Source organism: Halomonas sp. ALS9 (assembly GCF_001651035.1).
Lineage (GTDB): Bacteria > Pseudomonadota > Gammaproteobacteria > Pseudomonadales > Halomonadaceae > Vreelandella.
In genome coordinates this window covers 76,256-89,082 of record NZ_LXRG01000110.1, presented here as the reverse complement: position 1 = coordinate 89,082, position 12,827 = coordinate 76,256, and the positions used below count along the sequence as shown (strand labels likewise).

General features: G+C 57.3%; 14 protein-coding genes. 5 read left to right on the top strand and 9 right to left on the bottom strand.

Going from position 1 to position 12,827, the window contains the following annotated elements; translation table 11 throughout:
- Positions 1 to 10 precede the first annotated feature (10 nt).
- The gene (locus tag A6R74_RS08610; protein ID WP_064234114.1) at positions 11 to 1,015 is read left to right on the top strand and encodes a hypothetical protein; all 1,005 of its coding nucleotides are present in this window, start codon (positions 11 to 13) and stop codon (positions 1,013 to 1,015) included.
- Between the two features lies 1 nt (position 1,016).
- On the opposite strand, the gene A6R74_RS08605 is transcribed toward A6R74_RS08610, so the two are convergent.
- Complete coding sequence (locus A6R74_RS08605) at positions 1,017 to 2,411, bottom strand: aminotransferase-like domain-containing protein (RefSeq protein WP_064234113.1); 1,395 nt, start codon at positions 2,409 to 2,411, stop codon at positions 1,017 to 1,019.
- Positions 2,412 to 2,509: 98 nt separating this feature from the next.
- Between A6R74_RS08605 and A6R74_RS08600 the strand changes: the two genes are divergently transcribed.
- Positions 2,510 to 3,115: a LysE family translocator gene (locus tag A6R74_RS08600; RefSeq protein WP_064234112.1), complete on the top strand. Its 606-nt coding sequence runs from the start codon at positions 2,510 to 2,512 to the stop codon at positions 3,113 to 3,115.
- Here the strand turns inward: A6R74_RS08600 and A6R74_RS08595 are convergent.
- The gene (locus A6R74_RS08595) at positions 3,112 to 3,483 is read right to left on the bottom strand and encodes an I78 family peptidase inhibitor (RefSeq protein ID WP_064234111.1); all 372 of its coding nucleotides are present in this window, start codon (positions 3,481 to 3,483) and stop codon (positions 3,112 to 3,114) included. The genes A6R74_RS08600 and A6R74_RS08595 overlap by 4 nt on opposite strands.
- A 108-nt stretch (positions 3,484 to 3,591) precedes the next feature.
- Entirely contained in the window at positions 3,592 to 3,723 is a 132-nt protein-coding gene (locus A6R74_RS08590; RefSeq protein WP_064234110.1) for an entericidin A/B family lipoprotein, read from the bottom strand.
- Between the two features lie 174 nt (positions 3,724 to 3,897).
- Here A6R74_RS08590 and A6R74_RS08585 point away from each other — a divergent pair, with 174 nt between their 5' ends.
- Entirely contained in the window at positions 3,898 to 4,317 is a 420-nt protein-coding gene (locus A6R74_RS08585) for an HIT domain-containing protein (RefSeq protein ID WP_064234109.1), read from the top strand.
- Positions 4,318 to 4,325: 8 nt separating this feature from the next.
- Here the strand turns inward: A6R74_RS08585 and A6R74_RS08580 are convergent, their stop codons facing one another.
- The 4 genes from A6R74_RS08580 to A6R74_RS08565 all read right to left on the bottom strand — a co-directional run bounded on the left by A6R74_RS08580 (position 4,326) and on the right by A6R74_RS08565 (position 7,014).
- Positions 4,326 to 5,357 carry a nickel/cobalt transporter gene (locus A6R74_RS08580; protein ID WP_064234108.1) on the bottom strand — a complete coding sequence of 344 codons (1,032 nt, stop codon included), beginning with the start codon at positions 5,355 to 5,357 and terminating at the stop codon, positions 4,326 to 4,328.
- A gap of 90 nt (positions 5,358 to 5,447) precedes the next feature.
- The gene (locus A6R74_RS08575; protein WP_064234107.1) at positions 5,448 to 6,107 is read right to left on the bottom strand and encodes a DUF1007 family protein; all 660 of its coding nucleotides are present in this window, start codon (positions 6,105 to 6,107) and stop codon (positions 5,448 to 5,450) included.
- Positions 6,104 to 6,463 carry a hypothetical protein gene (locus tag A6R74_RS08570; RefSeq protein ID WP_064234106.1) on the bottom strand — a complete coding sequence of 120 codons (360 nt, stop codon included), beginning with the start codon at positions 6,461 to 6,463 and terminating at the stop codon, positions 6,104 to 6,106. The genes A6R74_RS08575 and A6R74_RS08570 overlap by 4 nt, the downstream gene beginning before the upstream one ends.
- The gene (locus A6R74_RS08565) at positions 6,460 to 7,014 is read right to left on the bottom strand and encodes a hypothetical protein (protein ID WP_064234105.1); all 555 of its coding nucleotides are present in this window, start codon (positions 7,012 to 7,014) and stop codon (positions 6,460 to 6,462) included. Before A6R74_RS08565 ends, A6R74_RS08570 begins: the two co-directional genes overlap by 4 nt.
- A gap of 106 nt (positions 7,015 to 7,120) precedes the next feature.
- Here A6R74_RS08565 and A6R74_RS08560 point away from each other — a divergent pair, with 106 nt between their 5' ends.
- Both A6R74_RS08560 and A6R74_RS08555 read left to right on the top strand, forming a co-directional pair.
- The gene (locus tag A6R74_RS08560; RefSeq protein WP_064234104.1) at positions 7,121 to 8,254 is read left to right on the top strand and encodes a glycerate kinase; all 1,134 of its coding nucleotides are present in this window, start codon (positions 7,121 to 7,123) and stop codon (positions 8,252 to 8,254) included.
- Between the two features lie 320 nt (positions 8,255 to 8,574).
- On the top strand, positions 8,575 to 9,051 hold the full coding sequence (locus A6R74_RS08555) for a Dps family protein (RefSeq protein ID WP_022522067.1): 477 nt from the start codon (positions 8,575 to 8,577) through the stop codon (positions 9,049 to 9,051).
- Positions 9,052 to 9,139: 88 nt separating this feature from the next.
- On the opposite strand, the gene A6R74_RS08550 is transcribed toward A6R74_RS08555, so the two are convergent.
- Both A6R74_RS08550 and A6R74_RS08545 read right to left on the bottom strand, forming a co-directional pair.
- Complete coding sequence (locus A6R74_RS08550) at positions 9,140 to 10,606, bottom strand: aminoacyl-histidine dipeptidase (RefSeq protein WP_064234103.1); 1,467 nt, start codon at positions 10,604 to 10,606, stop codon at positions 9,140 to 9,142.
- Between the two features lie 27 nt (positions 10,607 to 10,633).
- Positions 10,634 to 12,796 (bottom strand): tRNA(Met) cytidine acetyltransferase TmcA, encoded by a 2,163-nt coding sequence (locus A6R74_RS08545; protein WP_082906636.1) that lies wholly within the window; start codon positions 12,794 to 12,796, stop codon positions 10,634 to 10,636.
- Positions 12,797 to 12,827 lie beyond the last annotated feature (31 nt).

The window sequence follows — 12,827 nt, the reverse complement described above, 5'->3', positions numbered from 1 at the left end:
AGGAGTTCGTATGCCCGCCAGGGAACGCTACCCGCACCTGCCTAAAGCGGTTGAATACGCCCATATTGGTTGGGATTTTTTCATTTTGACGCTGGTGGTGATTAACCTCGCGCTGCTGCTGTTTGATTCACTGTTTTTACTTGGCCCTATTAACCAGGGCATCGCCAATCTCGCGCCCAGTTTTCACACCTTTTACGATGAGGCGATTCATAGCCGTTTTATCACCATCGACTTGGTATTTGTCAGCTTTTTTATCGCCGATGTACTGCTAGGCTGGACAATTGCTATTGCCGAGCGGCGCTACCACCGCTGGTTTTTCTACCCCTTCGTGCACTGGTATGACGTGTTGGGCTGTATTCCCCTCGCTGGCTTCCGCCTGCTGCGTATTCTACGCGTGGTATCGTTAATCAACCGACTACACCGCCTCGGCCTTATTGATGTTACCCACTGGTATATCTACCAATTTGTTGCCAAGTATTACGATATTTTACTTGAGGAGCTTTCCGACCGTATCGCGCTGCGGCTGCTGGGCAATGTGCAGCAGCAGATTCGTGCCAGCGATTCGCTGACCGAGCGCGTGATTGAGCGTGTCATCATGCCCCGCAAGTCGCAGCTAATTCATGAGATTGCCCAGCGATTAGAGAGCACTATCGGCCAAGCCTACCAGCACAACCGACAGTCCATCATGGCGGCGATCAGCGATTTGGTTAGCCGTACGCTGCGGGAAAGTCCCGAGATTCAGCGTCTTAACCGCCTACCGATGGGGCAGCAGGCCACCAGGGCGATGGAGGCATCACTCAGTGGCGTTGCCCAGCGACTCGTCGATGAACTGCTGCTAGGTATTCATTCCGATGAGTTTAGGCAGTTGGTGGAGCGCGCTGCCGACAGCGGCTTCGACACCTGGCTAACGGTTGACGAAGGCAGCAATCGCGTTACCGAGCAGGTGCTGTATGACATCCTCGAAATGCTCAAAGAGCAGATAAGCCATCAAGCCTGGAAAGACCGCTATGAATAACTCACAAGGTGGTGGGGGCTAACGGACGCTCGCTCAAACAGGCGGCGACGATACTTAATGCCTGAATGAGCTCGCTGCGATCCGCCGCGGCTCCAATGCATAGTCGAATCGCTTGGGGCGCTGGCGTACTGCCCACACAAAAGGGCTCCGCGCTGCTTACCTTGACACCCCGCTGCAGTAGCCGGTCACACAGCTCTACGGCCCGGCTTCCCTCTGGCAGCGTTAGCCATACATTACTGCTATGGGAACGCCCGCTTAGGGTAAACCCTTGCAGCCATTTTGCAGCCAACTGCTGACGCTCCGCTAACTCCTGGGTCTGCCAGGTAAGTAATTCTTCAGCCCCAGCCTGATTAACCCAGTGGCAGACCACATCGACCATTAGCGGTGGCACCATCCAACTTTGGGCGCGCAGGCCAGTCGCTAGCCGTTCGTGCAAACTCTTAGGCGCACGCAGCACGCCAATTCGCAGCCCACCCGCCAGCACTTTAGCGGTACTAAACACAAACAGCGTACGCTCCGGCGCAAGCTTATAAAGAGGTGTACCACGCTGTTCAGCGGGCAGATATTGAACACCGTCTTCAATCAGCCAGATATCATAGCGCCTCGCCAGCGTCACCAACTGTTCGCGACGCGGCGCGCTTAAACACGCGCCGGTGGGGTTGTTCTGCTCCGGCGTAAGGTAAATCGCTCTCGGCGGCTGCCGGGCACACTGCGCCTCCAGCAGATCCATGCGCATCCCTTCGCTGTCTTGACCAATCCCCACCAACTTGAGATGACCTTGCTGCGCTGCGCTGATGGCACCGGGGTAGGTCAAGGCATCGGCGGCCAGCAGCTCGCCCGGTCGTAGCAAGGTGCTAAGCGCCAGACTAATACCGTGCTGACCACCCTGGGTAATCAGCAGTTCATCGGCTACCAGTGGCATGCCTAAGCTATTTAACCAGCGAGCCAGCGCCTCACGATGCTCACGACGCCCCTGGGCATCTTGGTAGGTGACACCGCGCGCTAATGCAGCCCCGGATTGGCCCAAAGCGAGCAGTGCTTCACTCAGCAGCGCCTGCCGCAGCGGATGGGGAGGCGGCAGGCTAAGACTCAAATCAATCACACCGTCTGTATCGTCAGCGGGAAACGTCAGGCTAACAGCGTTGTCTTGGCTTTGGTTCTTTACATAAGTGCCGCTACCCACCCGTGCCGACACCCAGCCATTGCGCTCAGCCTCAGCGTAACCCCGGGTGACTGTACCGATAGTCACCCCTAGCGCATCCGCCAAACGGCGTTGGGGCGGCAAGCGCTCCCCAGGCAATAGCGTCCCAGCCTCTATAGCGGCCTCAATGGCGCTGGCAATAGCGCGGTAGCGTGGACTAGAAAACTCAGCTAGCGAAGGCACCCACATTGTCATGGTGACAATAAAACCTTTGACGTCAATTTAATCCCCATTATGCTAACAATAGCCGCTTTAAAGCAACCTTCAATCCAAAATTGTATGGATACAATAAAATGAACAGCGAATGGTTAATTCTCGGCCCGGCCGCGCTCTATATGATGTCGATGACGCTTACCCCTGGGCCTAATAACGTTATGCTCACCGCCTCTGGTGCCAACTTCGGCTTTAAGCGCACGCTGCCGCATATGTGGGGGATTTTAGGGGGCTGCTTTTTACTCTTTGCAGGCATAGCGCTGGGGCTGGGCGTGCTATTTGAACGCTACCCAGCGATTCAAACCGCGCTGCGCTGGCTTGGCAGCGCCTACTTGCTCTATTTAGCATGGAAGATAGCCAGCGCGCCGCCGCCCAATCTTAACGCCCAAGCTCATAGCGTACCGTTTACATTTTGGCAGGCAGCGGCATTTCAATTCGCCAATCCAAAAGCGTGGGTAATGGGGCTAGCATTGATGGCGGGCTTTCTACCCGAAAGTGGCCAACCGGTATTTAATGCGCTGCTACTGGCAGGCTTTGCTGAAATGGTAGCACTGCCTTGTATTGCGCTATGGGCCGCCTTTGGTAGTGCGATTGGCCAGTGGATCAAAACGGATAACGCATGGCGGGCGTTCAACATCACCATGGGGATACTGACCGCCGCCTGCGTTGTACTGATCTTAGGTTAGCCGCAGCGCAGCGCTTCAATGCCATCTTGATCATCAAGATGAATGTTCAAGCGATCCGGTCGGTGATCCATAGTGGCCATATCGCCAGGCCGCAACACGCGCACTTGTTGAACACCGCTAGCGCTTTTTAACTGCGAAAAGCTAGCCTCATTGAAGGGTTCACCGATAGCGTATTGAATAGCGTCTAGATCACAGCTGGCAGCCTGCTCATCACTGGAACCGTTTGGCGCTACTGTGGGCGGCGGTGGTGCTGCGTCGACGTTGTCGCTGGCAGGGGAAATCGGCATTTGGGAACTGACACAGGCCGTTAGCAGCAGCGCACAGGCGCTAACAGCGGCAAACTTAACCAGGGTAATACGGGGTTTCATCCTTGAATCTCCAAAAGAAGGTTATGAGGATAGGCTATAAAACCCCACGAGCTAGGCGTTAGCCTAGCTCGTGGGGTACCACTTACGCTAAAACGCAGTCTTACTTATTTATTCAGCTGCATCTTGGACGGCTTTACCGCCTTCTTGCACATCCTGGCCAGCGCCAGCGATGGTATTGCAACCTGTTAGCACACCCGCTGTCATCAGCAGCATAAAGCTCATGGCCAATATTTTTTTCATTTTCCGTTCTCCTTAACGAGTTATTCAACATCGGGGAACTCCACTGGCAAATTAATTTGCCAGTTGGGAGTTTTTTCAGGGTAACAGCGTTTTGGCAATCGCGCTCGTTTTCCCTGCGTCACCTCGCGGCGACTATACTAACAATCACCTAAACCGCTGACTGGAGCCTTACATTTGATCAATTTCGAGCTAGATGAACGCCTTGCTGCCGACACCTTACCCATCGCAGACCTCCCGCTAAGCCGCCTGCTGCTAATGAATGACGCGCGCTACCCCTGGGTGATTCTAGTGCCACGCCACGCCTCTATCAGTGAAGTGTTTGAGCTTTCGGCTCACGACCAGCAGCAGCTTTGGCGTGAGGCCAACCAGTTAGGCAATGCCATGAAAGCAACGCTGGGAGGGGACAAAGTTAATATTGCCACGCTAGGCAATGTGGTTAGCCAGCTGCATGTGCACGTGGTGATCCGACGGCACGGTGATGCAACCTGGCCGGCTCCCGTGTGGGGCAACGGCTCAGCTAAACCCTACGATCTGGATGGTCAGGCGCAGTTACGCGACCAACTGCTGGCGCTTATCGATGGACTTGATATGTAGTTTAACCGTTACCCCGTTAATGGATGGCCTTGCCGCGCAGGCGGATCGTTAAGAAGCGGCCCGCTAGCAGGCTGGGCGACGCCCGCCACGCTAAGTGAAATACCCAGCACCACTATCAAGGCACCGCCAGCCAAGGCTACCCAGCCGGTGGCTTTTTGCACGCTACGTTGGCTGTGCTGCTGCTTGGATAGGCGCCGCTGAGCCCAGCTTCGAGCAAAAATGCTCGCCAGCGCGAGCGCTGACACCGTTATTCCAGTGCCTATCGACATGGCCACTACCGAGGCCACGCCCACCTCAAACTGGCCCAGCAAGCTGGCCGCTCCTACCATCAGCACGGCACCGCTGCAGGGACGCATACCAATGGCCCCGACTGTCATCACCGCTGTCCGCAAATCCAACGCCTGCTGCGGCTCAATATGGTGAGCTCCACCGCAACAGTGGCTGTGGTCATGGCTATGTTCATGGCTGTGGTCTTGATGATGCTCATGGGCTGGGCCGTGCAAATGAGCCGTTCGCCCTGGCTGGTAGGCTTGCCGTAGTTGCTTTACAGCTCGCCAACATAGCCACCCACCCAAGGCCGCCACCAATAAAAAACTGGCCTGCTCCACCCAGGCAACGCTGCCCATGGCTTGCCGAGTCACCCAACCCAAGCCATACACCAACACCACGACTAGCACTATGGCGGTCACCCCTTGCAGTAACGAGGCAGCGAACGATAGGCCCAAAGCACGCTTGACCGCACCGCCGTGGGTGGCTAAGTAAGTCGCCAAGACGGCTTTACCATGCCCCGGCCCAGCAGCATGAAACACGCCGTAGGCGAAGCTAATGCTTAGCAGGCTCACCCATGTCGCCATGGTGGGGGTACGTGAAAGTTCGGTAATCGCCAATGTCAGCGAACGGTGCAGATCCCGCTGCCAACCGAGTAGCTGATAGCTCACGCTCTGAAATCCGCCTTGCCACACGATGATGAGCACTACTGCGACCAGCAGCAGACCCAGCATTAACCCTAAATGTCGTTTAAACGGCCGTGTTAATGACATTTTACCGCTCCACCGCCAAATTGTTACAAAGTAACATAAAAACATTTATAGTCGATAGGTTGAGCGTGACAAGCACGCCTTAAATAACGGCTAGCGGCAATCAACTTGGCCAGTTTCAGCAAAATAGCGTCCCAAGCCTGGCTCACCACTCTCATCCTTATCGAGCAGCGCCGCCTGCATCACCATTTCAGGATCTGGATCAGCAGGGAGGATAGCCAACTCACAGTCCGGCTCGCCGTGTAGTATCAGCGCGTCATCCTGGGGCTGGCCACCCTCCTCCTCGTGCACCACTTCGATGTAGTAGGTAGGGTCAAACACTTGGTAAGTCAGCAAAGCGTCTGTCAGTGGCTGTGGTGTTGCCAGCGGCAGAATAAACATAAAGGTTAGCCGCCCATCGCGTTCCATAGCGGTATATTCGCTTACCTCGCCCAGCGCCTGGGGCTCGCCGTTGATTTTCACTTCGGTTAAATAATGCTGCGCGGCGAGATTATCGCGAATCTCTCTGCCAAGCTGATCCAGCCCCTCCTCCAAACTGGCGTTTTCCACCTGTTGCAGCTCTTCAAAAACCACCAGACTGTAGAAAGGATCCATCCGCCAGGTTTGATGCAGGCCACTCACTACGCCCTGATCATCGGTGATGACCCGTACACTCAGATCGATCCAGCCGTGAGGGTGGGCACGAGCATAGGGGCTGACCAGCAGACTACTCATGGTCAACAAAACGGCGACTGCGCTACCAGTCCACTTCATGGCGCAACTCCCAGCTTATGCTGCAAGGCGACCAGCCAAGGGTCGAGCAACTGGGGCGGCAGTGGTTGGCTACCCCTCAACGCCGACACCCGCACGCGGCTACCACTGCCCTCATCGCTCACCTGCAGTTGCAGCCGGTACTCCGGCCAGCGGGCCAGCGATGCTTCCGCCCGCCCCAACGATAGATCCGCATGGCGTACCACATAACCCTGCTCCACCATCAGCTCGACGGCTTCGCGAAAGGTCTCTTCAGATGAAGTGCTATAAGCCAACTCACGAGGCTCCAGGGGCGTTGTTGTCGCGCAGCCGGCTAATCCACCCAATAGTCCGATTAACAACCAGTGGCGAATCTTCATAACGGCCTCCCGGTTGCGGGGGCACTTTGGGCAAAGCGGGTTTGAAAACGCTGACAGAAATCGTCGTTGCTGGCACTGTAGGATTCGCGTAGATCACCCCAGTGATCAAAGCGGCGAATATCACGGGATATGCGTATATGCGCATCGTCAACCAGTAGCGACACTCGCTCAGACTCCACCGGCTGCTGGCCTACGCCACCGCCAAAACCGCTACCTATACCGAACCCCACACCGGAACCTCGGCCGATACCCAAGCCACCAAAGACCCGCATTCCGCGCCCATAGCCATAGGCATCATCGTAAGGGTCATAATAGCCGTGTAGCGGACGTTCGCGGCTGGCGCTAACCAACCCCAAGTTGGTATCAGTAGAATTCAAGGTGAAGCCCCACTCAGTGAGCACCTCAACGCTGGTTTCCAGCGCCCGCTCTTGTGCGACGGGAAAATAGCACGCCGCCGCAGGCGCGGGTTCCGCTTGCGGCAGGCGATCAGGAATTGCTTGGCAGCCAGCAAGTGCTAGCAGACAGGTTAAGCTTATGGGTATCGACTTCATGTTAGATCCTCTAACGGACGAGGCCGCTGGTTTAGCTCGCCGAAGCTAGTCATGCTTAAATGAAATGACATTGTAATGAAGACACTGTTTTGCGGAGAACGTGCTAATGAATGTTTTGCTTTGCCCCGACAGCTTCAAAGATGCGCTCAGCGCCCAAGACGCCGCGGCCGCCATGGCGCGGGGCGTACAGCGCGCCATGCCTGAAGCGCATGTTCAGGTTTGCCCGTTGGCTGACGGCGGCGAAGGCAGCTTGGATGCGCTAATCGCCGCTACCGGCGCTGAGCGGCGCCAGCTCAACGTTCATGATGCCCTGGGGCGCCCTCGCCAAGCAGCCTGGGGCTGGCTGAGCGACCAGCGTACCGCGTTTATTGAGCTGGCAGAAGCCAGTGGTTTACAGCACCTTGAGGCCGAGGAGCGCAATGCGCTGCACACCTCCACCTTTGGCGTGGGCGAACTGCTGCTGGCGGCGCTGAACCAAGGCGCTGAAAAAGCACTTTTACTGCTCGGCGGCAGCGCTACCAATGACGCAGGAGCAGGCATGCTTCAGGCACTGGGCGCGCGCTTTTTGGATCAAAACGACCAACCGCTGGCGCCCGGCGGTGCCGCGCTTAGCCAGTTGGCGAGCTTGGAACTTGGCGGGCTAGACCCGCGGTTAGCCAAGCTTTCCCTGGAGGCCGCCGTTGATGTAGACAATCCGCTGCTGGGCGAACGCGGGGCCAGCGCGGTATTTGGCCCGCAAAAAGGGGCATCGCCTGAAGAGGTTGAGCAGTTGGATCGTGCGCTTGGCCACTTCGCCGATATCAGCGCGCATGCATTAGGCGATGATTTCCGAACGCTGCCGGGCGCAGGCGCCGCGGGCGGTATGGGGTTTGCAGCCAAGGCGTTTTTAAATGCCACGTTAAAGCCCGGTATTGAGATGATTATGCAGCAGGCAGATATGGCCACGCTTTTGGCCCGTGCCGACTTGATCATCACCGGTGAAGGGCGCCTGGATGGCCAAAGCTTGTCTGGCAAAACCCCGATTGGCGTTTCCCGCGCCGCCAAGCGCCTTCACAAACCGGTTATCGTGCTGGCAGGCAGCTTAGGCGATGGCTGGCAGGCCTGCTTTGACGAAGGCGTAACGGCAGCGTTTGCGCTGGCCGATGGCCCCATGGCTTTATCTGATGCGCTACCGCGCACCGCTGAACTACTGGAAGCACGCTGCGAAAGCCTGCTGCGGCTGTGGGTGCATAGACCTTAAAATAGACCTTAAAACAACATGTGCAGCCCTTGAAAAAAGCCCTTATCGCCAGCATCTAATGCAGTAACCAAAGGGTGTCGGCGACGACATAACGTCGAAGTGCTGATAATGTCAAAGCACAGATGTCGAAACACTGATGCCAAAGAGCTATATCGAAAAGCTATACCAAAGAGCTATGGCAGCGATGCAAAAAACTTGTTTCACACTGGCGCTAAGGCACCCTATTCTGGTTACACGCATTAACCGCCGCCCATTGCGACATCAATACTGTTGCATGAGTACTGTTGCATAAACACTGCGGCATAAAGAGGAAGCAGGATATGACGGATACTAATAGCATTGGCCTACACGAAGGTAGCGCTAGTCAACTCGCCGAAAAACTTAACCACCTGCTGGCTAATTACCAAATTTTCTATATGAACGTGCGCGGCTACCATTGGAATGTACGTGGTAACGATTTTTTTGAGCTGCACGCCAAGTTTGAAGAGTTCTACACCGACCTGCTGACCAAAGTGGACGAGGTTGCCGAACGTATCCTGACCCTAGGCCACAAACCGGTTCACGCTTACAGCGACTACGTAACGCTATCACGTATTCAGGAAGACAAAGACGTTCACGACGGCAACACCTGTGTCAAAGGCGTGCTCAAAGGGTACCAAACGATTATTGAGCTGCAGCGTGAACTGCTGTCGCTTGCCTCTGACGCCGACGATGAAGGCACCGCGGCGCAAGCCGGTGACTACATCCGCGAACAGGAAAAAACCATCTGGATGCTTAATGCATACCTGAGTAAATAAGCGTTTAAAAGGTTTTTATTCATATTGACGTCAAACGGCACCCATTGTGGGTGCCGTTTTCGTTGCACTTATCGATTGCAGACGCGGACTAACGTTGCTCAGCAAGATCCTCAATCAACGCCCGCAGCAGCGACCAGAACTCTTCCACCGAGGCTAACTCGACCCGCTCATCCGGTGAATGGGCGCCGCGAATCAGTGGTCCAAAGGAGATCATATCCAGCTGCGGGTATTTGCTGCCAAGAATACCGCACTCAAGCCCCGCGTGGATGACCTTCACCTCCGGCTCGCGGCCCAGCAGCGCCGCATGGCGCGCGTTAAAGGTCGCCAACAGTGCGCCGTCAGGATTAGGCGCCCAGCCCGGGTAGCTGTTTTCCACTTTTACCCGTGCACCGACCAACCCAAACAACGCTTTAAAGCGATCCGCCATCGCGACCACCGCGCTGTCGTGCAGTGAGCGTACCAGGGCGCAGAGGTGCAGCCGCCCATTTTCCAGGCTTAGTACGCCCAGGTTATTGGAGGTTTCTACCACCCCCGGCACATCGGCGCTCATCCGCTCGACCCCACAGGGGGCGGCGTGAAGTGCGGCCAGTAGCATTACGCTGGCATCCAGGGTTAACGGCTCCGCGGTGGGCGTCTCAGCCAAACGCTGGGCGTTGATACTAAGGCCACTATCACCACTGCCCAACTCGGTTAACAGAGTCTTTTCCAACCCGGCGATTGATACTATCGCGGCGTCTACTTCATCGGCAGGCAGCGCCACTTGAGCAAAAGCCTCCCGTGGGATCGCATTGCGTAAGGTGCCGCCGTGATAGCTAATCAAGCGCGCATCAAATGCCTCAAGGGAGCGCAGCACCCTGACCAACAACCGGTTGGCATTCCCCAGCGGTTTATGGATATCCGCGCCGGAGTGGCCACCCTTCAGGCCGGTCAAGGCGATCTCAATAGTCCTCTCATGGTCACCAACAGCGGCACTAGGCAGTTGTGCATCCACTTCCACGTCAGCCCCGCCCGCACAGCCAATATAGACCTGCCCCCGATCCTCGCTATCCAGGTTGAGCAGTAGCGAACCTTCGAGCCAGTGCTCAGCCAGGTTAAGCGCGCCCCCCATGGAGGTCTCTTCCTCCAGGGTAAACAGTGCTTCCAGCGGGCCGTGGCGAAGGTCAGGATCTTCCAGCACGGCGAGAATCGCCGCCACGCCTAGCCCGTTATCAGCCCCCAGGGTGGTGCCATCGGCGTGCAGCCAGCCGTCGGCTACATAGGTGCTAATCGGATCGCGGGTAAAATCGTGAGCGTGGCCGCTATTGGCTTGGGCTACCATATCCAGGTGACCCTGAAGCACAACGCCGGGCGCCTGTTCGCAGCCGACAGAGGCCGGTTTACGTAGACGTAAATTACCGAAGCTATCGCGGTCGTGGGCGAGGCCTTGGGCATCGGCCCAGCTTTCGAGGGTAGCCACCAGTGCCGCCTCATGCCCAGAAGGCCGCGGCGTATTACACAGCGTTCGGAAGTGGCGCCAAACCAATGAGGGCTCAAGCGCGTCAAGATGTGCGTTCATAAAGACTCTTCATTATCGATAACCGGCCTACTTTACCTCAATGAGGCTATTCACAGCGAGGCGTAGGGCTTTGAGGGCGTCATTATGGGCATCCGCCAGGGCACTATTTTGAAACGCCCAGGCGGCTAGCTGTTGATGTGCCTGCTGCTGTGGCTCGCTTAAACTGCGGTGGCTGGCTTCCCGGACCAAGGCTTGCAGCGCCGGGCGGGCAAGGGCGGGGTCGCGATGGGCGGTGGCCACATCCTCAATATCCTGCCACTCGCGGTCACTTAGCGAAACGCTCGGTATTTGAGCGAGTAGCAATACCAGCACCGCGGCCGGCAGCGTCTTTAGCTCAAATGCCAGCAAACCGGGTAAACCTGCCTGAAAGCGCTCAATGAGGTCAGCCAGCACCGCCTCGCCTTCCGCATTCAGCGCTTTCGCCACCATAACAGCGAACTCACCGGTGGATGTTTCCCGGCTAAACCCTAAGCGTACCGGGGTAAACCCCTGCGCCAGCCAAAAGCGTAGCAGCGATGCCTCAGCGCCGAAAGTCGCGCCATAAAGTGCAACCCCCTGCTGCCTGGCGGCGACCATATCCTCTTGCAGCAGCATTTGCCCCAAGCCTTGGCGACGCCGCTCGGGGTGCGTCGCAATACGCGCTACCCGCCGCCAACGGGCCGTTAGCGCCGTGCGGCTACCAGCGTGAGTCGCCAGCGACTGCGCCAACAAATGCCCCTGGGGGCGACGCTCACCGCGTGCCACCTGATCGGCAAGGGCTGCCTCAAAGCCACCCTCCTCCCGAGTGACCAGTACAGCCTGAGGCTCGCCTGCCTGCTCTATCGTGCGTAGCTGGGTAGCTGGACCGTCAAGCAGTTGGCGCAGGTCGTTGGGAGAGGTGCGGTAGTGGGACTGCACCAGCAGGCCAAACAGTTTTTCCAGCGCGACGTCTTGCTGGGCAAGCCAGCCACGCTCAACCACCTGCGTTACTACTGCGCTATCATCCGGCTGCGCAATGGGCAGTGGCGCTTTTAACAACAGCAGTTGATTAACCAGGGCTTCCAGCGGGTCGCCGCTATGCCAACGGATGGGGGCATTCAACGTCAGCGCTTTCCATTGGGGTGTCAGCCGCTCCAGGGTCACGCGAAAGCGTAGCGCAAACCCCCTTCCGGAACCCTCATAACCATGCACCGTGGTGGCGAAAGCAATCCGAGGAAAGGCGCTGAGCCAGTGCCCCAACAGCGCTGCGGGGATTGCTGCCGCCTCATCGACCATTAAATAACTGCCATCACCGCCCTGCCGTTGGGCGTTGATCTGCTCGGTAAGCACATCCGGAGGTAAAAAAATCAGCTCGCTGCCCTGGGCAAGCACAAACTGGCCAGGGGTAACGCGACGACCGTCTGGGCAAAGTGCCGCCACCCGCTCAAACACGCTTTCCACTGCACTCAGCCGCGGCGCAGTAATCACGATTCGTTGGGTTTTGCCCATTAGCAGCCGTGCGCAGGCGATACCCAGCGCGGCGCTTTTGCCACGCCCACGGTCTGCAGTCATCACCAGTGGACGGCGGCGTTTCAAACCAACCAGTTGTTTCACCGCGCAGGCCTGATCTGCGGTCGAGCAGTCGCTATCAGCTGTTCCCGTGTCGTCTACCTTGCACAAAGGCAGGTAAGGCAGCTGCAACGACTGATCAACGCGCCAGCGCACTACCTTAGGTGAAGCCTGCAACTGACGCGCCAAGCGCGAAAGGTAGTGGCAACTCAGCTCGGACCAATGCCAGGGGTGATCGGCAAAACGCGCGTAGTCCGGGTCAGGCGACTCCTCCCACGGCTGCGGTGTAAGCAATACCAGCAGACCGCCGGCGGTGATCGTTCCCGCCAGCGCCCCCAGCGCCTCGGGATCAAACCCGCTGCCGTGAGTGTCGAGCACTATCAACTGGTGTTCTGCCCCCAGGCGCATGCGCGCCTTGCGTGGCGAGAGGTGTTCGTCTCCCACCCACAGCGGCGCTTGCCAGGTGTGGGCTTGCCATAGCGCCTGTGCCATTGAGCGGCACTGCGAAGCATCGCCGCTTAGCCACACTAGCTGACGCCATCGGCGGCGGGCTAAACGCCGTGCGTGATGCACTAATGTGGCCACCACTCGCGCTTGCTGTGGGTTATCTAACACGTGACTATTGAGCAAATATTTTCCTACTCCAGCGCGGCTGCTTCCCATTACGTTAGCCTATTTCGTCTATCAGCGTGCC